This window comes from Cloacibacterium caeni (assembly GCF_907163105.1).
Lineage (GTDB): Bacteria > Bacteroidota > Bacteroidia > Flavobacteriales > Weeksellaceae > Cloacibacterium > Cloacibacterium caeni_A.
On the sequence record NZ_OU015321.1, the window covers coordinates 1,424,816 to 1,447,695 of the forward strand.

At 32.4% G+C, this 22,880-nt stretch carries 19 protein-coding genes; 14 read left to right on the top strand and 5 right to left on the bottom strand.

The features are described from left to right. Positions 1 to 32: 32 nt before the first annotated feature. A complete protein-coding gene (gene glgB / locus KKQ76_RS06475) occupies positions 33 to 1,970 on the bottom strand; it encodes a 1,4-alpha-glucan branching protein GlgB (RefSeq protein WP_213196339.1) in 1,938 nt (645 codons plus the stop codon). A 283-nt stretch (positions 1,971 to 2,253) separates the two neighbouring features. Here glgB and KKQ76_RS06480 point away from each other — a divergent pair, with 283 nt between their 5' ends. From KKQ76_RS06480 to KKQ76_RS06520, 9 genes are all read left to right on the top strand, one after another. Further along, complete coding sequence (locus KKQ76_RS06480; RefSeq protein WP_213196340.1) at positions 2,254 to 3,378, top strand: alpha/beta hydrolase-fold protein; 1,125 nt, start codon at positions 2,254 to 2,256, stop codon at positions 3,376 to 3,378. A gap of 32 nt (positions 3,379 to 3,410) precedes the next feature. Further along, positions 3,411 to 4,820 carry a leucyl aminopeptidase family protein gene (locus KKQ76_RS06485; protein WP_213196341.1) on the top strand — a complete coding sequence of 470 codons (1,410 nt, stop codon included), beginning with the start codon at positions 3,411 to 3,413 and terminating at the stop codon, positions 4,818 to 4,820. Positions 4,821 to 4,862: 42 nt separating this feature from the next. Further along, a complete protein-coding gene (locus KKQ76_RS06490; protein WP_213196342.1) occupies positions 4,863 to 6,068 on the top strand; it encodes an ATP-grasp domain-containing protein in 1,206 nt (401 codons plus the stop codon). A gap of 123 nt (positions 6,069 to 6,191) precedes the next feature. Next, on the top strand, positions 6,192 to 6,905 hold the full coding sequence (locus tag KKQ76_RS06495; RefSeq protein ID WP_213196343.1) for an alpha/beta hydrolase-fold protein: 714 nt from the start codon (positions 6,192 to 6,194) through the stop codon (positions 6,903 to 6,905). A gap of 132 nt (positions 6,906 to 7,037) precedes the next feature. Then, the gene (locus KKQ76_RS06500) at positions 7,038 to 7,985 is read left to right on the top strand and encodes an ATP-grasp domain-containing protein (RefSeq protein ID WP_213197484.1); all 948 of its coding nucleotides are present in this window, start codon (positions 7,038 to 7,040) and stop codon (positions 7,983 to 7,985) included. Between the two features lie 148 nt (positions 7,986 to 8,133). Beyond that, complete coding sequence (locus tag KKQ76_RS06505; RefSeq protein WP_213196344.1) at positions 8,134 to 9,243, top strand: carboxylate-amine ligase; 1,110 nt, start codon at positions 8,134 to 8,136, stop codon at positions 9,241 to 9,243. A gap of 42 nt (positions 9,244 to 9,285) precedes the next feature. Further along, positions 9,286 to 10,125: a type 1 glutamine amidotransferase gene (locus KKQ76_RS06510; RefSeq protein ID WP_213196345.1), complete on the top strand. Its 840-nt coding sequence runs from the start codon at positions 9,286 to 9,288 to the stop codon at positions 10,123 to 10,125. Positions 10,126 to 10,293: 168 nt separating this feature from the next. Further along, complete coding sequence (locus KKQ76_RS06515; RefSeq protein WP_213196346.1) at positions 10,294 to 11,475, top strand: hypothetical protein; 1,182 nt, start codon at positions 10,294 to 10,296, stop codon at positions 11,473 to 11,475. Positions 11,476 to 11,508: 33 nt separating this feature from the next. Then, positions 11,509 to 12,390 carry a hypothetical protein gene (locus KKQ76_RS06520; protein ID WP_213196347.1) on the top strand — a complete coding sequence of 294 codons (882 nt, stop codon included), beginning with the start codon at positions 11,509 to 11,511 and terminating at the stop codon, positions 12,388 to 12,390. Positions 12,391 to 12,457: 67 nt separating this feature from the next. Here the strand turns inward: KKQ76_RS06520 and ppdK are convergent, their stop codons facing one another. Next, a complete protein-coding gene (ppdK, locus tag KKQ76_RS06525; protein ID WP_213196350.1) occupies positions 12,458 to 15,220 on the bottom strand; it encodes a pyruvate, phosphate dikinase in 2,763 nt (920 codons plus the stop codon). Between the two features lie 221 nt (positions 15,221 to 15,441). Continuing rightward, positions 15,442 to 16,464: a 3-oxoacyl-ACP synthase III family protein gene (locus KKQ76_RS06530; protein WP_213196351.1), complete on the bottom strand. Its 1,023-nt coding sequence runs from the start codon at positions 16,462 to 16,464 to the stop codon at positions 15,442 to 15,444. 169 nt (positions 16,465 to 16,633) lie between these two features. On the opposite strand from KKQ76_RS06530, the gene KKQ76_RS06535 reads away from it, so the two are divergent. Then, positions 16,634 to 17,536: a CorA family divalent cation transporter gene (locus KKQ76_RS06535; protein ID WP_213196354.1), complete on the top strand. Its 903-nt coding sequence runs from the start codon at positions 16,634 to 16,636 to the stop codon at positions 17,534 to 17,536. A gap of 77 nt (positions 17,537 to 17,613) precedes the next feature. Next, on the top strand, positions 17,614 to 17,829 hold the full coding sequence (locus KKQ76_RS06540) for a hypothetical protein (RefSeq protein ID WP_069797345.1): 216 nt from the start codon (positions 17,614 to 17,616) through the stop codon (positions 17,827 to 17,829). 33 nt (positions 17,830 to 17,862) lie between these two features. Here KKQ76_RS06540 and KKQ76_RS06545 read toward each other — a convergent pair whose 3' ends face one another. After that, a complete protein-coding gene (locus tag KKQ76_RS06545) occupies positions 17,863 to 18,981 on the bottom strand; it encodes a DNA polymerase III subunit (RefSeq protein WP_213196356.1) in 1,119 nt (372 codons plus the stop codon). 183 nt (positions 18,982 to 19,164) lie between these two features. Here KKQ76_RS06545 and KKQ76_RS06550 point away from each other — a divergent pair, with 183 nt between their 5' ends. From KKQ76_RS06550 to KKQ76_RS06560, 3 genes are all read left to right on the top strand, one after another. After that, positions 19,165 to 20,436: a hypothetical protein gene (locus tag KKQ76_RS06550; RefSeq protein ID WP_394369378.1), complete on the top strand. Its 1,272-nt coding sequence runs from the start codon at positions 19,165 to 19,167 to the stop codon at positions 20,434 to 20,436. 47 nt (positions 20,437 to 20,483) lie between these two features. Beyond that, positions 20,484 to 21,077: an LPS export ABC transporter periplasmic protein LptC gene (gene lptC, locus KKQ76_RS06555; protein ID WP_069797716.1), complete on the top strand. Its 594-nt coding sequence runs from the start codon at positions 20,484 to 20,486 to the stop codon at positions 21,075 to 21,077. Positions 21,078 to 21,191: 114 nt separating this feature from the next. Continuing rightward, entirely contained in the window at positions 21,192 to 22,238 is a 1,047-nt protein-coding gene (locus tag KKQ76_RS06560) for an anhydro-N-acetylmuramic acid kinase (protein WP_213196360.1), read from the top strand. A 28-nt stretch (positions 22,239 to 22,266) separates the two neighbouring features. Here KKQ76_RS06560 and KKQ76_RS06565 read toward each other — a convergent pair whose 3' ends face one another. Continuing rightward, positions 22,267 to 22,866 (bottom strand): hypothetical protein, encoded by a 600-nt coding sequence (locus KKQ76_RS06565; RefSeq protein WP_213196362.1) that lies wholly within the window; start codon positions 22,864 to 22,866, stop codon positions 22,267 to 22,269. Positions 22,867 to 22,880 lie beyond the last annotated feature (14 nt).

Below are 22,880 nucleotides of genomic sequence, written 5' to 3' on the forward strand. Positions count from 1 at the left end.
AGTTTGAGTTATAAGTTATAAATTATAAGTTATTATTTGCTTTTTGCTTGGTTCTTTTTAGTTTTCTCCGTTTGTTTTAAAATAATTCCTGAAAGCGGAGGCAAAGTAACAATCATAGAATTGGGTTTATTATTCCATGGAGTTTCTTCGTACCATTTGATTTCTGGAACTACTCCACTTCCTCCAAATTCTTTATCATCTGAATTAAGAATCACTTCCCATTTTGTTCCTTCTTCTATCCCAATTTTATAATCGAAAGTTCTAGGAGTAAGATTCAATACAGACATGAGCACTTCATTTTCAGATTTTCCTTTTCTTAGAAAAACATAGATAGAATTATCTGCATCATCTGCTTCAATCCATTCAAAACCGTATGGATTAAAATTATTCTCGTAAAGTGCTTTTTCTGATTTGAAAACCGTATTCAAATTTTTCACAAAATTCTGCAATCCTTGATGTATAGGATATTGTAGAAGATGCCAATCTAAACTTTGGCTAAAATCCCATTCGTGAGTTTGCCCGAATTCACCACCCATGAAAAGCAATTTATTACCTGGATGCGTGTACATATAGGTATACAATGCTCTTAAATTGGCATGTTTTTGCCATTCATCACCCTGCATTTTAAAAATCAAACTGCTTTTTCCGTGTACTACTTCGTCATGAGATAATGGCAACATATAGTTTTCATTATTCATGTACATGGTACTGAAAGTGAGTTTATGATGATGATATTTTCTAGCAATAGGATCTTCTTCGAAATAATCTAAAGTATCATGCATCCAACCCATCATCCATTTCATTCCGAAACCTAATCCGTCATCATAAATAGGTTTGGTAACCTTAGGAAAATCACTGCTGTCTTCTGCAATAGTTTGTATATCTGGATATTCTCTATAAACAATTGTATTCATTTCTTTGATGAAATCTATCGCTTCTAGATTTCTATTGTCTCCATATTTATTTGGTTCCCATTCTCCTTCTGCTCTAGAATAATCTAACTCAAGCATAGAACGAACTGCATCTACACGTAAACCATCTGCATGATATCTATCGAGCCAAAAACAAGCATTGGAAATTAGGAAAGATTTTACTTCGTTTCTTCCGTAGTTGAAAATGTGGGATTTCCAATCGGGGTGAAATCCTTTTCTTGGGTCTTCATGTTCGTAGAGAAAACTTCCATCAAAATAATGCAAACCATTCGCATCTCCCGGAAAATGGGAAGGAACCCAATCGAGAATTACGCCAATTTCATTTTTGTGTAATTCTTCTATTAAATACATTAAATCTTGTGGCGTTCCAAAACGAGAACTCGCTGCGTAGAAACCAGTAATTTGGTAGCCCCAACTTGGATCGAAAGGATATTCCATCACAGGCATAAATTCTACATGTGTAAAATTCATTTCCTTCACATAAGGAACGAGTCTTTCTGCAATTTCTCTGTACGTGAAAAAACGGTTAGGATCATCTGTTCCTCTCATCCAAGAAGCCAAATGAACTTCATAAACCGAAATAGGAGATTCTAAAGAATTTTTTTGATGGCGGTTTTTCATCCATTGTTTGTCTTTCCATTCATAGAAAGTAGTATCTACAATAGAAGCAGCTTGAATGGTTTGTTGCCACTTTAAAGCATAAGGATCTCCTTTTTCTAAATAAGCACCGCTATATGTTTGAATGCCATATTTGTAAATCACACCAAAATCTAAGCCTTCTATAAAACCTTCCCAAATCCCCGAACCATCCCATCGCCAAAGCAATTGATGTGCCTGAGAATCCCAACCATTAAAATTTCCAATTACAGAAACTTCCTTAGCATTTGGCGCCCAAACCGAAAAGTAAACACCATTTCTACCCTCTTTTTGAACTTTATGAGAGCCCATTTTTTCGTAAAGATTAAAGTGTTTTCCTTCCCTGAAAAGATGAATATCAAAATCAGTAAAGAGTGTAAATGGTTCTACTTGATGAAACATATTTTCATTTGTTTATTTGGTGAATTCAAAAATTGAAATTAAGAAAAATTTCTTTAGCAATTTAAAAAAAATTCTTGATTAAAGCAATTAAAAACACAACTCTTTTAATTAAATTAACATTTTCAAAGAATAAAAACATTTAACTCAAATTTAATAATGAAAGAAAGTTTTCTTTAAGTATTTTATTTTAAATTTTGTGATTCAATATTTTATTTTAAATTTTGTGATTCAATATTTTTTTTTAAATTTAGTCTTTAATAATGAATATAGGAAAAAAATATTTATGAAGTTTTATTTAAGAAGTGCGGAAATTGATGAAAGACCTATATATATAACAGGAAATTTCAATGATTGGAATCCTAAAGACCCGAATTATGTTTTAGAAAAAGATGATAAAATAGAAGATTTATATTTTATTGAAATTAATGACGAAAATTTATCCGAAAATATAGAATTCAAATTTACAAAAGGAGGTTGGGAAAGCGTAGAAATTGACAGATACGGAAATGTAACACCCAACAGAAAAATTGAAAAATCTGAAAAAACCAGTCAAAATTCGGTTGAAAAATGGAGACTGAATTGGGGACCTTTCAAAAAAGAGTTTTTCCCGATTGTAGAATTGATTTCGGAGAAGTTTTTTATGCCACAACTCAATAAATCCCGAAAAGTTTGGGCGCTTTTACCTTTTGATTATCATAAAACAGATAAAGAATATCCTGTTTTGTACCTTCAAGACGCACAAAATTTGTTTAATGAAGGCTCTGAATTTGGGAACTGGGAAATTGATAAAAAACTCTCTATTCTCTCTGAATACGGACGTGGAGACATCATTATCATCGCCATAGAAAACGGAAAAGATGACAGAATTAAGGAATATATTTTAGATAAATCTTCGCTTACAGACAATGCAGAAGGAAAAAAATACATCAGATTTGTAACAGATACGCTGAAACCTTATGTAGATTCTGTCTATAGAACCAAACAAGAGCGAGAATTTACAGGAATTGGTGGCAGTTCTCTTGGCGCTTTAATCAGTATTTATGGTGGTTTTTTGTATCCTGAAGTGTATTCTAAATTATTGATTTTTTCGCCGTCGCTTTGGTTAAATCCTGAAAATAATTTTCAATTGTTAAATTTCAGTAATCATTATAAAACCAAAGTTTATTTATACGGAGGCGAAAAAGAAGGCTCTAAAATGGTGGAAAGAATTCATCTTTTTGAAGATGCTTTAATGAACTGGGAGAAAACGCAATCGCTTGATTTTGAAACCAAAGTAAGCATTAATTCTGAAGGTGAACACAACGAATTTTATTGGTCTCAAGAATTTCCTAGAGCAATGGAATGGTTGTTTTTCGACAGCAAAGAAGATCCTACTAAAATTGCGAAAAAAGAAATCGCAGAAAATTAATTTTATTAAATTCTAATTATTTGAAACAAAAAATGATAGAAAAAATCAACATACAATCAAAAACCGATAAAAATTATTCTCAGATTTTCGAGTTTTTTTCTGAAGAAACTTGGGAAACTAAAAAAGATATTTTTGATAAAAACACTTCTCTTTTCTTCAGCGGAAAAAAGAATGAAACCTTTGTTATAATTAAAGACGAAACCATCCATTTTCTCATCGGCATAGGAAAATCAACCGCCGAAAACCACGAAATTAAATCTGTTGCACAAAAATTTGCTTATGATTTTCGAAATAAAATTTCTGCAACTCCTACCTTGCTTTTATCAGAAAATCTAGAAAAAGAAAGCATTGTAAAAGGTTTATTTTTAGGAACGTACGAATATCCTTTTTCTCAAAATCACATCTTTTTTAATGATGATTTTTCATTAGAATTTGATAATTTTACAGAAAATATCTCTAAAAACACATTATCGCTTTGCAACGGACAATTCGCAGCGATGGATTGGCTTAATAAGCCTGCCAATTACAAAAAAGTTCCTCTGATTTCAGAGTTTTTAAAAAATATTTCAGAAAAATATGGCTTAAAATATTCTTGCTTTGATAGAAAAAAATGTGAAGAACTGGGTTTAGGCGCGTTTCTATCTGTAAATCAAGGAAGTAGCCAAGAAGCAGCTTTTACCATTTTAGAATACAACTGCGGAAATGAAAATGCTAAAACCATAGGTTTAGTAGGAAAATGTGTACTTTTCGACACGGGCGGAATTTCCATAAAACCTTCTGCCAATCTGCATTATATGAAATCTGATATGGGTGGTGCAACTGCCGTAATCGGAGCATTAATTACCGCTGCGGAAAGAAAAACGCAAGTAAATATTATCGCTATTTTACCAATAACTGACAATGCAATTGCCAACAATGCGTATTTACCAAGCGATGTAATTAAGGCTTATAACGGAAAAACCATAGAAGTTCTAGACACCGATGCAGAAGGTAGAATGACACTTGCAGACGGACTTTCGTACTTGTCTAAAAATTATAAAACAGATATTTTACTAGATTTAGCAACACTTACAGGAAGTTCGGTGAGAATGTTCGGTTATACTTGTGGAGCGCTTTTTAGCAATGATAAAAATTTAAAAAATGCTCTAGAAAATGCGGGTGACAAAACCAATCAAAGGCTTTGGAATCTACCACTTTGGGACATTTGGAAAGACGAAATCTCTTCTGATGTGGCAGATTATAAAAATATTTCGATGAAACCTTTCGGAGATTGTATTGTAGCGGCTAAATTTTTAGAACAATTTATAGAAAATCACTCAAGTTGGGCACATCTAGACATTGCTGGAGTAGCTTTCGGGAATGTTTCTTATACCAAAGAAAAAGCCGCAACTGGTTACGGAGTAGAATTATTAACAGAATTTTTGGAAACATTAGAAGTTTGAGAAAATTGAACAGATTCGAACCATTTCAAACAAAATAAAAATATGAACACATTTGTCTGCATTTCAAGTTATTATAAAGGATATGATTTTATGGACGAGTGCAAAAAGCTCGGCATTAAAGTCATTCTCATCACTTCGGAAAATTTAAAAGAAAAAAATTGGCCGTGGCACGCAATAGACGAGGTTTACTATATGCCAGAAACCGAACCTTTTACTTGGAATTTGGATCATTTGGTTCAAGGTTTTCAATATTTAATGAAAAATAATAAAATCGATTCTGTGGTGGCTTTAGATGATTTCGATGTAGAAAAAGCTGCGATGATTCGTGAAACATTCAGAATTCCGGGAATGGGACAAACCACGCACAGATATTTTCGTGATAAGTTGGCAATGAGACAAATGGCGAAAGATTCGGGCATTAATATTCCTGCTTTTACCGCTATTTTTAATGATGAAATTTTACACGAATTTACCCAAAATCATCCAGCTCCTTGGGTTTTAAAACCTCGTTCAGAAGCTTCAGCTAGTGGAATTAAAAAAATTCATTCTACGGAACAACTTTGGGAAATTGTAAATAATCTAGGCGAAGAACGTTATAAATTTTTACTAGAAACCTTCAAACCAGGAGATGTTTTCCACGTAGATTCTTTGGTTTACAAAAAGGAAATTGTGTTTACTTCTTGTTCGCAATACCTCAATACACCAATGGAAGTTTCGCACGAAGGTGGCGTTTTTCGCACCAAAACTTTAGGCACTTATTCCGATGAATACAAAGCTTTAGAGAAAATCAACTCTCAAGTTTTAGAGAAATTCGGATTGGTAAATGGAGCTACTCACACCGAATTTATTCGCGGAAAAGAAGACGGAAAATACTATTTTCTAGAAACTTCGTCTAGAGTTGGTGGCGCTCATATTCCTGATATGGTAGAAGCTTCTACCGGAATTAATATTTGGAGAGAATGGGCAAAAATAGAAAACGCTCTCATTAATAACGAACCCTACAAAATTGCAGAACCAACTGGTTTCTACGCTGGTTTAATTATTTCTTTAGCTAAAGACTTACACCCTGATTTACAAGATTTTACCACTGAAGAATTGGTAAAAACGTTACCGATTGATTATCACGTAGGTTTGGTTTATAAATCTGGAGAAAAAGAAAGATTAAATGAACTTCTAGAAAATGCTGCCAAAATTATTGTAGAAAAACATTTGAGTATAATGCCTCCAAAAGATAAACCAACCACATAACCAAAAGTTCATTTTAGTTTGAATTGTTTGATATAATTTGATATAGTTAGATTTAGTTATAAACTCCAAACCCTCAAACAAATTCAAACAATTCAAACAATTTAAACAATTTAAACCATATATATGTCGCACATAGAACATCACAAATATTATTCGCATATTTTAAACAGAGACGTAAAAATAGAAGTGACAGGAACTTACGGTTATCCTGTGATAATGTTTCCTACTTCTAAAGGACAATATACCCAAAATCACGATTTCGGGTTGAATGACAGTATTTCGTTTCTGGTAGATTCTGGGAAAGTTAAATTGTACAATGTAGAAACTTTTGACAACGAAAATTTATATGCTAATTGGCTCAATCCTCAACAGAGAATTTGGAATTACGAACAATACGTTCAGTTCTTGATTCAAGAATTTGTTCCTTTTATCCAAAAAATGCACAGTTGCCATAGAGTTGCAGTTGCAGGAGCAAGTTTTGGAGGTTTCCACGCTGCTAATTTTGCGTTTAGATTTCCAGATGTGGTTTCGCATTTATTTTCGCTTTCTGGTGCTTTTTCTTGCAGAAGTTTAGTTGACTATTATCAAGATATGTTGGTTTATTTCAATTGTCCAGAAGAATTTTTACCGAATGATGAAGGTTGGAAATACAATCATATGCACATTGTTTTAAGCACATCAGATGAAGATATTTGCTTAGACAAAAACATCAGAATGTCTAAAATATTAGGTTCAAAAGGAATTAACCATTGGTATGACGAACAAAAATGGATAAAACACGATTGGCCACTTTGGAGAATGGTTTTCCCTAAATTTATGGGAACGTTTTTCGGGTAAAAGATTTGAAATTGTTTGATGTAGTTTGATTGATAATAACAAAACAATTTTTTCAACCTTTCAAACAATTCAAACCCTCAAACAATTCAAACAATTTCAAACTTTCAAACAAAAAAAACAAAAAACAAACATATTATGAAAAAAGTAGGAATTTTATTCGGAATGGAAGATACATTTCCGTGGGCATTTATACACAGAGTAAACCAGCTAGGAAACGGCGAAGTAGTAGCTGAAGCTGTTCAAATAAATGAACTAAACCAAGGCGAAGATTATGGTTACGCCGTAATTATCGACAGAATTTCACAAGATGTGCCTTTTTATAGGGCTTATCTTAAAAATGCAGCGCTTAACGGAACTTACGTCATCAACAATCCTTTTTGGTGGAGTGCAGACGAAAAATTCTTTAACAATTGCTTAATGACAAAAATCGGGATTCCTGTTCCTAAAACGTACCTTTTGCCATCTTACGAAAGACCAGATGATACTACAGAAAAGTCTTTCAGAAACTTACAAGTAATTAATTGGGAGAAAATTTTTTCAGAAATTGGCTTCCCAGCGTATATGAAACCATTTGCAGGAGGCGGTTGGAAAAGCGTTTATAGAGTAGAAAATCCAGATGATTTATTTGCAAAACACGCAGAAACAGAGCAATTGGTAATGATGCTTCAAGAGGAAATCGTTTTTGAAGATTATTATAGAGTGTATTGTTTGGGTAGAAAATACGTTCACATTATGCCTTATGAACCTAGAAATCCGCACCATTTAAGATATGTAACCGAATCGAAATATTCTGGGGAACAACTAGAAAACATCTTAAAAACCATTCACGATTATACGATAAAAATGAATGAAGCATTGGGTTATGATTTCAATACTGTAGAATTTGCTGTAAAAGACGGAATTCCTTATGCGATTGATTTTTGTAATCCAGCTCCAGATGCAGACATTAATTCTGTAGGACAAGCCAATTTTGATTGGATTGTAGAAAATGCAGCAAAATACGCCATCGAAAAAGCAAAAGAACACAAAGATGGTGCTCAAAATATTGATTGGGGAAATTTTGTAAAAGGGAAATTTTAATAGGGTTTGAAATTGTTTGATTTAGTTTGATTTAGTTTGATTTAGTTCGATTTAGTTACAAATTTCAAACAACTTCAAACAATTTCAAACCTTCAAACAATTTCAAATTTTCAAACCATAATAAACTATTTTCAAAACACAAAAACATATGGAAGAAAAACACAAATTTACGATTGGTATAGAAGAGGAATATCAAATTATAGATGTAGAATCAAGAGATTTAGTTTCTCACGTTTCTAAAATTATCGACGGTACACAATCTTTGCTCCACGAAAAACTCAAAAACGAAATGCACGAGTCTGTAGTGGAAATGGAAACCAGTGTCTGCGAAAATATAAAACAAGCCAGAGAAGAAATGTATTCTCTCCGAAGAAATCTGGTAGATTTAGCCAAAAAACACAACCTGAGAGTTTCTGGAGGCGGAACTCACCCTTTTTCTGATTGGAAACTGCAAAACATCACCACCAAAGATAGATACGACATTATTGTAAATGATATGGGAGATGTAGCACGTTCTAATCTTATTTTTGGGTTGCACGTTCACGTTGGCGTTCCTAACAGAGAAGAAGGTATTAGAATTCAGAATATTGCGAGGTATTTTTTACCGCACATTTATGCGCTTTCTACTTGTTCGCCATTTTGGGAAGGCAGAAATACAGGTTTTAAATCTTTTAGACAAAAAATATTTGCAAAATTCCCTAGAACTGGCATTCCTAGTCATTTTAATTCTTGGGCAGATTTCGAACAATACGTTAATATTTTAATTAAAACAGGAACCATTGACAATGCTAAGAAAATCTGGTGGGATCTTAGAGTTCACCCGATTTATCCAACCATAGAGTTCAGAATTTGTGATATGCCTCTCAGAATTGAGGAAACGCTTTGTTTAGCTGCAATTATGCAATGTATTGTTGCTAAAATTTATAAACTCCATCAGCAAAACATCAGTTTTAGAAATTACAGAAGAATTTTAATTAATGAAAACAAATGGAGAGCTTCTAGATACGGAATTGATGCTGAATTGATAGATTTCGGGAAAGAAATTTCCGTTCCTTACGAAAAGATTTTAGACGAATTATTAGAATTTATAGACGATGTAGTAGATGAATTAGACTGCCGAAAAGAAGTAGAATACGCGAGAGAAATTGTAAAAATGGGAACTGGTGCAGACAGAAAAATTAAAGTTTACAATGAAACTGGCGATTTGAAGAAAGTGGTAGATTATATGATTTATGAAACAGAATTTGGTTTATTTTAAGATTCGATTAGTTTTATTTACTTTTGCAAAAATTCAAAAAAAATGACAGAGATAAAATTGGCATTGCTAGATATGAACAACAATCATCCTAACCAAGGAATGAGAAATATCCGCGAAATTTCGGCAGCTTTTCAGAAAAATTCTGAATTTGATGTAAAAATTGAATATTTCGATGTTCGTTATAAAAATGAGATGCCAAATGTAGCAGATTTTGACATTTTTATCTCTTCTGGTGGACCAGGAACTCCGCACAAAGAAGGCTATGAATGGGAAGAAAAATTTTCTAATTTTTTAGATGAAATTCTCGCTTTTAATAAAGAAAACGAACAAAAAAAATTCTTATTCCTTATCTGTCATAGTTTCCAATTGGCGAGTATCCATTGGGAAATTGGCAATGTTTGCAAGAGAAGATCATATTCTTTCGGAATTATGCCCATCCACAAAACTGACGAAGGAGACGAAGAATTTTTGTTCCAAAATTTACCCGATCCTTTTTTTGCAGTAGATTCTAGAGCTTATCAATTAATAGAACCCAATTATGAATCTATCTACAATTTAGGTGCAAAATTGGTAGCGATAGAGAAGTTTCGTCCGCACGTTGTTCATTTAGAAAGAGCCATTATGGCGATTAGATTTTCTGATGAAATTTTCGGGACACAGTTCCATCCAGAAGCAGATCCTTTTGGAATGATGGAAAACCTGAAAGATGAAACGAACAAAGAAGCGATGATAGAAAATTACGGCATAGAAAAATACCACGAAACGCTTGACAAAATAGATGATAAGGATAAAATTGTATTAACTCAAGCTCAGATTTTGCCAAGATTTTTACAACACGCCGCAGAACAAGTTCAAAAAAAAAGTGAAATTTTAGTTTATTAAATCTTTAGCTTTCGGCAAAAGCAGTCTGCAATTAGCTCTTTTTTAAGAAGAAAAAACAAACCAAAACAAATATTTACAAAAGAATTAATTCTTCTTTATTTTCTTTTGAAAAAACTTATTTTCAAAAAAATTCTTTTGTTTCTTTTGTGGTTAAAAAACAAAAACACTATGATCCAAAAATATAGAAAACAGTTTAACGAAGAGTTTTCTCAAGAAAAATATCAAAAACTGATAGAAACTTTAGAAAAAAGCAGCGGAACAACCAATGGTTTCAGGCAATCTGAAAGTCCTATTTTCTTGTCAAAAGATTTTAAAAATAAATTGACGGACGCTTGTGATTCTATCATTTCTCAGGTTAAAACTTTCAGTAATGAAGAATTACAAAAAGCAATTCCAAAGCATCTTTTTGTACCCAATGATACAGAAAAACCTCATTTTCTTGCCATAGATTTTGGAATTTGTAAAAACGAAAACGGAGAAGTAGTTCCGCAATTAATTGAATTACAAGCTTTTCCTACACTTTACGCTTATCAAGAAGAATTTGAAGGTGCTATTTCGGAGATTTATCCTTTTTTACAAGAACTTAGAAATAGTATCCCAAAACCAGAATATATTCAGTTTTTGAAAGAGGTAATTATTGGTGATGAAAGTCCTGAAAATGTAATTCTTCTAGAGATTTTCCCTGAAGAACAAAAAACTAAAATAGATTTTTATCTTACCGAAAAATACCTTGGCATAAAAACCGTTTGCATCACTAAAATTAAGAAACAAGGCAAAAAATTATTCTACGAAAAAGATGGAAACCTCATCGAAATCAAAAGAATTTACAACCGAGTAATTTTTGATGAGCTAGAACAACATCCTAATCTAGAAACTGAATTCCAATTTACTGATGAACTAGATGTAAAATGGATTACACACCCAAATTGGTTTTTCAAGATTTCCAAGTTTATTTTGCCAAAACTCAACCACGAATTTGTACCAAAAAGTTATTTTTTAGTGGATTTCCCTGAGACAGAAAACCTAGAAAATTTCGTTTTAAAACCTCTATTTTCTTTTGCAGGAAGTGGTGTAAACCTCTATCCTACTCCAGAAATTTTAGCAGAAATAGAAGACAAAGAAAACTATATTTTACAAAGAAAAGTACAATACGCATCACTTTTTGAAGACATTAATGGTGAATTTTCTAAAGCAGAAATCAGAATGCTTTATCTTTGGAAAGAAGACGCAGAAACTCCTCAATTGATGGATAATCTCGTGAGAATGACAAAAGCTGATATGGTGAATGTAAACTTCAATAAAAAAGATGCCATTTGGATTGGAAGTTCTATTGCTTTTTTTGAAAAATAATTTTTTTAATCTTATATAAAATCAAAAAACTAAATGTCAATTTTTACTAAACTTTTTTCCTCAAAAAAAACTAAAAGTATATACATTCTTGGTGGAGAGATTGAGTTCAATGGAGATGAAGAGTGTTATCAGTTTTTTAAAAATCAAATGACAGATGAGAAAACTGCTAAAAACTTTTCTGAATATTTAGAATTCATTTTTGAAAATGAAACACTAAAAAAAGCCTTCAATTATGATGGCGAATTTAAAACTGAAAAGCTTTTATTGAAATCTGAAATTGGAATTAACATACCTGCAATTAATAATAATCCTTTACTTAACTTTTTTGAAAATAAAAATGGACTCCACCAATTAGGAGGAGAAAAACCTGAAGAATTTGAATTTCCAGAGAATAATTGCGTTGTACCATTTCAATATTTAGGTTTTATCAATAATTCTGATAAAAACTTTAGTTGGTTAGGAAATAAAATACATTTAATTTGTCCAATTTATCTTGATTTTGATAAAATATACATTGATTATTCTGACCCAAGTAAACCAATTCTAATTAATAGAGAAGAAATAGATTCTGCAACTACTGCATATGATGAAGACTTAAATAAAAATTCTGAAATCGTATTTAGAAGTTTGAAATTTGATTTAAAGGAAAATACTGAGTTTAATGAAGTTTGTCATTCTGGAATCCCTTTTTGGATTCAATATCCTGAATACCCTATTTCTCCAAAAAATAATAAAAAAATGAAATTTGTAATTCAAATTAATGGTGGTTTAGATGCAGAGAGAACTAATGTAAATCCAAAAGATGAATTTTATAGACATTATTATGAAAATATGAATTTTTGGGGTGACGGTGATTTGTACTTCTTTTATGAACCTGAATCAAAAGTAGGCTGCTATTTTATTCAAAATACCTAAAAAAACGTTCAAAAAAACCGCTACAGAAAAATCTGTAGCGGTTTCTAATGTTAACTAAAAAACTTTATTATTTTTTAACGTAAGCTTTTTCTTCTATTGCAGCTTGTGCAGCAGCTAATCTAGCGATAGGAACTCTAAATGGAGAACAACTTACGTAGTTCATACCGATAGAATGACAGAATTTCACTGAATCTGCATCACCACCGTGCTCACCACAAATACCTACTTTAAGGTTTGGTTTTGTTTTTCTACCTCTTTCTACACCGATTTTGATTAATTCGCCTACACCAGATTGGTCAATAGATACGAATGGGTCTCCAGGTAATAATTTAAGGTCTAGATATTTAGGTAAGAATCCACCGATATCATCTCTAGAGAAACCGAAAGACATTTGAGTTAAGTCATTGGTACCAAAGCTGAAGAAATCTGCAACTTGTGCCATAGAATCTGCTTTAAGTGCTGCTCTAGGAATCTCAATCATGGTTCCGTACATGTAAGGAATTTTTTTAACTCCTAATTTCTCTAAAGTTTCATCGTAAACTCTATCTACGATTGCTTTTTGGTGAGAAAGTTCGTGTCTACCGCAAGTTACAGGAATCATAATTTCTGGGAATGCTTTTACACCTTCTTTTTGTAATTCACCTGCAGCTTCGAAGATTGCTCTTACTTGCATTTCGGTAATTTCTGGATAAGAAACTCCTAAACGTACACCTCTGTGACCAAGCATTGGGTTGTTTTCGTGTAATGCAAGGATTCTTCTGTTTAAGATGCTCATACTTACACCTAACTCTTTAGAAAGCTCTTGTAATTTTGCTTTATCGTGAGGTACGAATTCGTGTAATGGTGGGTCTAGTAATCTGATGGTTACTGGATTTCCTTTCATTACTTCTAATGTAGCTTTAATGTCTCTCTTCACGAAAGTGAACAATTCATTAAGTGCTGATTTACGTTCTTGTTCGGTGTCACTCATGATCATTTTTCTTAATAAGAATAATGGTTTATCACTACCTTCACCGTAGAACATGTGCTCAGTTCTGAAAAGACCTACACCTTCTGCTCCAAAATAAGTTGCTTGTTCTACATCTTTAGGTGTATCAGCATTGGTTCTTACACCCATTGTTTTGTATTTATCTACTAAAGTCATTAATTGTTTGTAAGATTGATTTTTATTTAAATCTACATCAATTAATGGTAAAGAACCTTCGTAAACAGTTCCTTTACTACCGTTTAGAGATACCCAATCTCCTTCTTTTATTTTTTTACCGTCTTTGGTTACAAAATATTTTTCTTTATCGTGGATAGAGATTTCGCTACATCCTACGATACAACATTTACCCCAACCTCTAGCTACTAAAGCTGCGTGAGAAGTCATACCACCTTTTGTAGTAAGAATTGCTTCAGATTTATGCATACCATCTACATCTTCTGGAGAAGTCTCTTCTCTTACTAGGATTACTTTTTCTCCTTTAGAAGCCCATTCTACAGCATCTTCTGAAGAGAATACTACTCTACCTACAGCACCACCAGGACCAGCTGGTAAACCTTTAGCGATTACTTTATGAGTTTTTTCGATATCTGGGTCGAACATTGGTAATAATAATTCTACCAACTGATTAGGATTTACTCTAAGGATTGCAGTTTCTGCATCAATCATTCCTTCTTTGTACATATCAGCAGCCATTTTTACTGCAGATACACCATTTCTTTTACCCACTCTACATTGTAGCATGTATAGTTTACCTTTTTCGATGGTAAATTCTATATCTTGCATGTCTTTGTAGTGTTTTTCTAATCTTTGTTGAATTTCATCAAGCTCTTTGTATTGCTCTGGCATGAATTTCTCTAGAGTAGTTAAATTTTTACTGTGGTCATTTTTAGAATATTGATTGATAGGAGCTGGAGTTCTGATACCTGCAACTACGTCTTCTCCTTGAGCATTTACTAAATATTCTCCATAGAATTTATTTTCACCGTTTCCTGGGTTTCTCGTGAAAGCTACACCTGTACAAGAATCATTACCCATGTTACCGAATACCATAGCTTGTACGTTCACAGCAGTTCCCCATTCATCTGGAATTCTTTCGATTCTTCTGTACTCAATTGCACGTTTTCCGTTCCAAGAAGCGAATACAGCACCTACACCTCCCATTAATTGATCCCAAGGAGTTTCAGGGAAGTCTTGTTTTAGGTGTTTTTTAGTTAAAGCTTTGAATTCTTTTACTAATTTTTTAAGATCATCAGCAGAAAGATCAGTATCTAATTCTACGCCTTTTTCTTTTTTAACTTCTTCTAATCTTTCGTCCATGATTTTACGGATACCAATACCTTTTGCTGGTTCCATACCACCTGCTTTTTCGATTACTACGTCTGCATACATCATTACCAATCTTCTGTAAGCATCGTAAGCAAACCTTTCGTCACCGCTTTCTGCGATAAGACCTTGGATAGTTTCGTCATTAAGACCAATGTTAAGAACGGTATCCATCATTCCTGGCATAGATTTTCTAGCACCAGAACGAACAGACATTAATAAAGGATTTTTAACATCTCCGAATTTTTTGCCCATTAATTTTTCAACTTGAGCAAGTGCATCTTTTATTTGCTTTTCTAATGTAGAAGGATATTGTCTTTTATTATCGTAAAAATACGTACATACTTCTGTAGTGATGGTAAAACCGGGAGGAACAGGTAGTTTAAGATCTTTATGACCTGCCATTTCTGCTAAATTAGCACCTTTTCCACCAAGTAGATTCTTCATTGACTCATTTCCATCGGCTTTACCACCACCGAAGGAATACACATACTTTTCATTTTTTGCTGTTGTAGCCATAATATATTAATTTGTTATTTTTCTCTTATAATTTCTGGAACAAAATTACAAACTACTTTATAATAAATTCCTTTATTATTTGCTGACATTTGTCAATTTTGATAAATATCATATAAAATTAATAAAAAGAGGGTAATTATTTTTCGATTTTGTCACTTTAGTTACAAAAAAAAACCTTTCAGAAAATACTGAAAGGTCTTAATTATCATTGATTAATCAAATTAATATCTGAAAAGTACACTTCCCCAAGTGAAACCACTTCCGAAAGCTGAAAGAAGAACCAAATCTCCTTTTTTAATTTTTCCTTGGTCTAAAGCCTCACATAGTGCGATAGGAATAGAAGCTGCAGTAGTATTACCGTATTTTTGAATATTATTGAATATTTTTTCGTCTGGTAAACCAAATCTCTGTTGTACAAACTGAGCAATTCTCAAATTCGCTTGATGTGGAATGAACATATCTAAATCTTCTGGAGTTTTTCCAGCTTTAGTTAAGGCTTCCATCATGGTTTCTGGGAATCTGGTAACCGCATGTTTAAATACGAAATTACCATTCATCACTGGATAAATATCTTGTCTTTCTACAGCTTCTGGCTCGTAAAGAACTCTATCCATCCATCCTAATTTGGTTCCCGGGAATTTAACTGCTAGTTCTTCAGCATATTTTCCTTCTGAGTGCATGTTTACTGCTAAAACACCTTCTTCGTTTTCATCTTCTGACGCAGAAAGAATAATCGCTCCTGCTCCATCTCCGAAAATTACAGAAACACCTCTACCATCATCAGTAAAATCTAAACCAAAAGAGTGAACTTCTGCTCCTACTACCAATACATTTTTATAAGTTCCTGTTTTGATAAAAGCATCTGCTACACTGGTTGCATATACAAATCCAGAACACTGATTTCTTACATCTAATGCACCGATGGTATCACAACCTAGCATTTCTTGTAAAACTACACCACTTCCTGGGAAGAAATAATCTGGACTTAAAGTAGCGAAAACGATGAAATCTAAATCTTTAGCCGTTAGATTTGCTTTTTCTAGAGCCTTTTCAGCTGCTTTTTTTGCCAAAAACGCTGTAGTTTCTTCGCTGTCATTTCTATTTTTTCTGTGACGGCGCTCTTTGATGCCTGTTCTCTCCGTAATCCACTCATCATTAGTAGTCATCAACTTAGACAAATCGTCATTAGTTACCACATTCTCAGGAACATAATAACCATATCCTTTTATTACACTCTTAATCATAAAGTTTTTAAAATTTGTGGGGTACAAAAGTAAGATTTTATTTTTAACATATAATTAACATGAGTCATAAATATTATATATTATAGGGTATCATAAATAATTATATACTCATGTGTCTTTATAGATTTGTAAAAATTTATACATTTGATAAAATTAACGCAATTAGACCATGATAGAGAGTACACTTCACAAAACCATAGAATATGAATGGATAGATATTTTAGAAATGAAGCAAGAAGACATTGCCGAAATTTCTAAAAAATATGATATCAATCACTATTGGTTAGAAGACTGTATAGACCCGAATCACTTGCCAAAATTTGAAGACAATGGCAATTTAAAATTTTTCTTAACCAGATTAAATACTTCTACCGAAAGACTCATCCTCAATACCATAAGTGATGTAAGTACCAAATTGGGAATTTTCTTGAAAGACAATCTCATTCTTACGGTACACAGAATAGAAAACGATGCTCTAAAATCTCTTTTGAAAGAAATAGCAATTCACCCAGAAAATTTTAAAACTCCTTATCAATTAGCGCTTCATTTAGGACAAAAAATATTTATTTCCTTTGAACAAGAAAACGAGGTTCTTCTAGACCAATTAGATAAAATGGAAAATGAAGTTTTTCTAAAAAACGTTTCTAATTCTGCACAGTTGAAAAGGCTTTATCGTTTCAAAAGAAAAGTAGGACTCAATCTGAAAGTGCTGAATCTTTCATCAGATTGGGTGAGTTCTTTTGAAAAACTACCTCTAGATTCAGTAGAAATAAAGGACTTGAAAGACAGTTATAAAGATGCCATTAGTGATTTCGACCATTTGCATTTACAAACCAATAACTTAATGAGCATGTTTCTGGCACTCTCTGACCAAAAAGCCAATCAGGTCATGAAAATGCTCGCCATTTATTCGGTTTATTTCTTGCCTATTACTTTTATTGCGGGAGTTTACGGAATGAATTTCGAGTATATGCCAGAAATCACAAAACCTTATGGCTACTTTGCTACATTAGGTTTGATGGGAATCATTGTAATCTTCACTTTTATATATGTTAGAAGAAAAAAATGGTGATTTTTAAATCACTTTATTAAAATGTTATCAAATTTTACTAATATTGCATAAAATTCAACAAAATAATTTCTAAAAATATGAAAAGAATCATTGCAGTATTAGCCATATCAGTATTTACATTAGGAATGGCTCAAGAAACACCAAAAAAATCTTGTTGCGCAGCAAAAGATAAAAAAGAATGTAGCGCAAAAGAAAAAAAAGAGTGCGCTTCTAAAGACAAAAAAGACTGTAAAGCTGAAGCCAACAAAGACAAAAAATCTTGTTGTGCCGCTAAAAAAGAAAAAGCAGCTTAGTAAAAATAAAATCCCGAAAATTTCGGGATTTTTTTATGCACTTCGGTGAATGTATCTGGTTAATTTTATGCCTAAATCTGTCCAAACAATTTTGGCATTTGCATTTCTATAAAGATGCAAATCAGCATCGGAGATTTCTTCCAAAATATCTACAATATTAGCTCCGTGAATAAAATTGGTAAACGCTTCCCAGTTGAATCCGTTTTTAGATAAACGTTTGTAAACCAAATGTTCTGCATCATAATTTTGCAATAATGCTAATCTGAACATCTCAGAACAAAAATCTAAGAAATTTTTCTGTTTTTCTCGGTTCCAAGAAGCGATATTTCTTCCCCACAAAACGATATTTCTCAAAACTTCTGGTTTCTTTTTCGCCATGAAAGCGTTTCTCACCCAATCGATAAAAAGTTCCTCAAATTCTTCATTCGCAGAATCATTTTGAAGCAATTGTAGCGCGGTATTGTAATTTCCTTGCGCTTGGTGAATCACTTCTTTTATTTTTTCTTCGGAAACATCAAATTGATTTCTGATTCCTTGCTCTAGACTTTCGTCATCAATTCTAGGCACTTCTATCGCTTGACATCTTGATAAAATGGTAGGCAAAATGGTGTCTATTTTCTCTGCAAGAAGCAAAATAATCGTCTTTTTGGGAGGCTCTTCTAGAAATTTTAAAAATTTATTGGCTGCAATAACATTCATTTTGTCTACTCGCCAAACAATGAGGATTTTAGTTCCTCCTTCAAAACTTTTTAGCGCAAACTTCTGATTCAGTGCATCTACTTCATCAGCAGAAATAAACAATTGCTTGTTTTGAGCGTCTAAAACTTCATTCCAATCATTAATGGAAGCGTAAGGATTTTCTAGAATCATATTTCTGAAATCCTCAAACAATCTTTGACTCAAAGAATTGTTTTTTTCTGTAAAAACGGGAAAACTAAAATGTAAATCTAAGTGATTGAGATGCTCTACTTTAGAGGCAGCATGTTCATTTTCTCTTTTGAGAATTTCTTTAGCATAAGCCAGAGCCAATGGTAAAACGCCGAAACCTTCTTCACCAATAAATAACTGAGCATGCCCTACTCTTTCTTTATCTATTGCATCTTTAAGCGTTTCTATAACTTTTTTTTGTCCTACAATTTCTTCCCAATTCATAGTTTCAAAGATAAGAATTTGGTGGAAAGTGAAAAGACAGATGCTACAAGTTTTTTCAATTTTGAGCTAAATTCAATGAATTTTCTGATAAATTCGTCTTTAATCCTGTGAAATTTAACGCTTATTAACTTTCACGTTTCAGTAATAATTAAGATATTTGCGCATTAATTAAAAAAGATAATGATAAAAAGAATTTTTCTTTTACCTTTCATTGCTGTTGGTTTAAGTGTAGAAGCGCAAAGTTTAGGTAATTCTCCTTATGCAGCATTTGGTATCGGCGAAGTAAAATATGATAACTCTGTAGAAACCAGTTCAATGGGCGGCATAAACACTGCTTACATTTGGGATTTCAACAACAGTTTTAATTTTAAAAACCCAGCTGCAAACACCAATCTAGAGCTTACTTCTTTCAGGGTTCAAATGACCAATGAGAACCAATCTTTAAAATCTGATTTTAATGGATTAAGCGCTAATAAACATTCTAATTATCTTTCTAACATCTCTATAGCTTTCCCTATTTCTAAAAAATTGAAATTTGGATTTGGTTATCAACCGTATAGTTCTAAAAGATATGACATTATCACTTCTAAAATCCTTGCAGACAGTACTGTAAAAGCAAATCGCTTTTATGGTGAAGGTACACTAAGTACTATTCAAGCAGCTTTCGGTTATCAAGTAAACAAAGAATTTGCAGTAGGTGTAAGAAGTAATTTCTACTTCGGAAAATTATCAGATGTAGAAGAACTGGCTTATTCTAATGCAGAACTCATCAATGGTTTTGAAACTTCTAATAAAATCAAAACTTTCAACTTTACGCTAGGTTCTACCTATCAGAAAAAATTTAAAAACGATAAAAAACTTACTTTAGGTGCAACTTATACTTTTGGAACCACTGGTAATGTAAAAACTCAGTTCTTAAACAGTACTTATTACTATTATCTAGACCAAAAATTAAACGTTACCGAAATAGAAAAGAAAACCAGCGAAGACAAAAATCTTATTCCTACAGAAGCTTCTTTAGGGATTGGTTATGGTCATGATGCAAAATGGTTCGCTTCTGCTCAAATCGATTATAAGAAAGGTTCTACTACCATGTTTTTAGGACAGCCTTTCACTTACCAAGATTCTTATAGAATTTCTGCAGGTGGTTGGTATTTACCAAATTATAATGACTTCAGAAGCTATCTTAACCGTGTAGTTTACAGATATGGTGCTTTCTATGAAAAAGGAAATCTAAGCGTAAACGGAACCAATATTAACCAATACGGAATCACTGCTGGAGTTACTTTACCTTTCGAAAAATCAAATGCGGTAAGAATGAGCGGCATAGATTTAGGATTAGAATTTGGTAGAAGAGGAACGTTAGAAAACAATCTTATCCAACAGAATTTCTTCAACGTAAAAGTTGGAATTAATTTTGCTGATAAATGGTTCCAGAAAAGAGTTTACGAATAAACCGAACAATATATTTATTCATAAATTTTATAGTTAAATCTATAAAAATGCAGAAAAAATTCTCAAGAATATTATTTAAAAATATAGTCACCTTTTCAGGTTTGGCTATATTTTTTGCTTTGACTTCTTGCGAAGAAGATTTGGCCAAAGTAAACGATAAAAAAAGCACCAATTTCGCTTCTAGAATTATTTATAATGCCGATATTGTAAAAAAAGATTCTGGAATGGTAAAAGTGCGTTTCAAAGCGCCATTGCTAGAAGAATATGAATTTGTAGACACTCCTTATGTAGTGGTAAGAAAAGGACTATATTTAGAATTTTATGATTCTAAAAAACCCAAAACTCCAGGAAAACTTTGGGCAAAATATGCCAAAATGATTGACAAAAAACAATTCTACGAAGCCAGAGGAAATGTAAAAGTCATCAATAACGAAGGACAAACCTTTGCCATGCAATCTATTTATTGGGACAAAGCAAAACAAAGAATGTACACTAAAGATACCGTTTTCATAACAGATAAAGACGGTTCAATTTTCGTGGCGGCAAATGGAATGAATGCAAAAGATGATTTCTCTGAATATACCTTCTACAACAATTCTGGAGACTTCAATGTGAAGAAGATGCCAAATTCTGGAAATTAAGATTGAGGTAAAGGTAGAGGTAGAGGTAGAGATAAAGTTTTAGGTTTATAATTTACTTTTTTTACTTTTGAATAAATTTTCTTTGTATCTTTTGTGGTTTATTAATTCTAATTCATGAAAACATTTTTCTCCATTGGTCTAATGTCTGGAACCAGCCTTGATGGTTTAGACTTTTGCTATGCAAAATTCCAAAATATTACCAATTGGGAATTTGAAATTCTAAAAACCGAAACCATTCCTTACTCTCCAGAATGGAAAAATCGTCTGCAAAATGCTATTCTACTTTCGGCTGAAGATTTATTGGCGTTAGACAAAGAATACGGCTTCTATCTTGGCGAAAAAACTCAAGAATTTATTTCCAAAAATAATATTGTTGATTTAGATTTTATCGCTTCTCACGGTCATACTGTTTTTCATCAACCGCAACGAAAATTCACCTTGCAAATCGGTGATGGAAGAGCCATAAAATTAACAACCAAAAAGCCCGTAATCTACGATTTTAGAAGTCAAGATGTTTTAATGGGCGGAAATGGCGCTCCATTAGTTCCGATTGGAGATGAACTTTTATTTTCACAATATGATGCTTGTCTCAATTTGGGCGGATTTTCTAATATTTCTTTACAGAAAAACCATCAAAGAATTGCTTTTGATATTTCACCAGTGAATGTGGTTTTGAATTATTTTGCTGAAAAATTAGGAAAAAACTATGATGAAAACGGTGATTTTGCTAGAAATGGCGCTATTAATTTCAAAATTTTAGAAGAGTTAAATGCTTTAACCTTTTATCAAAAACCCGCTCCAAAATCACTCGGCGTAGAATTTGTGAACTCAGAGGTTTTTCCTTTGTTAAAAGATGAAAGTCCTGAAAATATCATCGCTACTTTTACTAAACATATTGCCGAACAAATTGCCAAAGTTTTTAATGATAATCAGCTCAAAACTGTTTTAGTAACTGGTGGCGGAACTTTCAATACTTATTTATTAGAAAAAATACAAGAAAAATCACAGACAGAACTCATTGTTCCAGACGAAAACATAATCAACTTCAAAGAAGCTTTAATCTTTGCTTTTATGGGCGTTTTAAGACTCAGAAATGAGGTAAATGTACTTTGTTCAGCAACTGGAAGTTCAGAGAATCATTCCAGCGGAATATTGGTATAAAAAAAGGTTTCAAAAGAATTCTAAAACTTTAATGTAAATAAAATGTTTTATTAAGAATTTCTTTTGCTAAAGCACTTTCATCACTTTTATTACCGTTTTCTTTTTTAGAATCTTGAAAAATTAAGAAATGGGTGTTTTTACCATCAAATTTCAATTTATAAATTTCCATGTCAAATGGATTTCTTAAAACGGAAACCATTAATTTTCTTCCTTCAAAAGTATTTTTATTAATGCTTAAAGTGACATCTGTATCAATTGATTCTTCAAATTTCGTTTTCATTGAATCAGCATAATCAGATGGAGAAAAATTTCCTTTTATTATCATGTAAAATATTTTGAAATCGTTCCCAGATAACACCCAACTTTTCAAACTATTTCCTTCATCATTATATTCGTAAGCAAAATACTGAGGATAATCAAAACTTACAATTCCTTTACTGAAAGTCATCTCAGGAGAAATGTTGATTTTTATATTTTTGTCTTCCAACTTAAAAGCCTCATCTTCTTTTACTTTACGAATAGTTCCGTTAATGTTAACGTTAAACGTTTTGGAAGGCTTTTCATCTATACTCTGTGAAGCCAAACTCAGTGAAACGATTGTACAAAAAAATAATAAAAGTTTTCTCATAATTTTTAGAATAA

Coding starts and splice junctions, on each gene's coding strand:
- KKQ76_RS06560 (WP_213196360.1), top strand. CDS start 21,192: ATGAAAACATTTTTCTCCATTGGTCTAATGTCTGGAACCAGCCTTGAT.
- KKQ76_RS06485 (WP_213196341.1), top strand. CDS start 3,411: ATGATAGAAAAAATCAACATACAATCAAAAACCGATAAAAATTATTCT.
- KKQ76_RS06505 (WP_213196344.1), top strand. CDS start 8,134: ATGGAAGAAAAACACAAATTTACGATTGGTATAGAAGAGGAATATCAA.
- KKQ76_RS06495 (WP_213196343.1), top strand. CDS start 6,192: ATGTCGCACATAGAACATCACAAATATTATTCGCATATTTTAAACAGA.
- KKQ76_RS06545 (WP_213196356.1), bottom strand. CDS start 18,981: ATGAATTGGGAAGAAATTGTAGGACAAAAAAAAGTTATAGAAACGCTT.
- KKQ76_RS06515 (WP_213196346.1), top strand. CDS start 10,294: ATGATCCAAAAATATAGAAAACAGTTTAACGAAGAGTTTTCTCAAGAA.
- KKQ76_RS06535 (WP_213196354.1), top strand. CDS start 16,634: ATGATAGAGAGTACACTTCACAAAACCATAGAATATGAATGGATAGAT.
- KKQ76_RS06565 (WP_213196362.1), bottom strand. CDS start 22,866: ATGAGAAAACTTTTATTATTTTTTTGTACAATCGTTTCACTGAGTTTG.
- KKQ76_RS06520 (WP_213196347.1), top strand. CDS start 11,509: ATGTCAATTTTTACTAAACTTTTTTCCTCAAAAAAAACTAAAAGTATA.
- lptC (WP_069797716.1), top strand. CDS start 20,484: ATGCAGAAAAAATTCTCAAGAATATTATTTAAAAATATAGTCACCTTT.
- glgB (WP_213196339.1), bottom strand. CDS start 1,970: ATGTTTCATCAAGTAGAACCATTTACACTCTTTACTGATTTTGATATT.
- KKQ76_RS06530 (WP_213196351.1), bottom strand. CDS start 16,464: ATGATTAAGAGTGTAATAAAAGGATATGGTTATTATGTTCCTGAGAAT.
- ppdK (WP_213196350.1), bottom strand. CDS start 15,220: ATGGCTACAACAGCAAAAAATGAAAAGTATGTGTATTCCTTCGGTGGT.
- KKQ76_RS06540 (WP_069797345.1), top strand. CDS start 17,614: ATGAAAAGAATCATTGCAGTATTAGCCATATCAGTATTTACATTAGGA.
- KKQ76_RS06490 (WP_213196342.1), top strand. CDS start 4,863: ATGAACACATTTGTCTGCATTTCAAGTTATTATAAAGGATATGATTTT.
- KKQ76_RS06480 (WP_213196340.1), top strand. CDS start 2,254: ATGAAGTTTTATTTAAGAAGTGCGGAAATTGATGAAAGACCTATATAT.
- KKQ76_RS06510 (WP_213196345.1), top strand. CDS start 9,286: ATGACAGAGATAAAATTGGCATTGCTAGATATGAACAACAATCATCCT.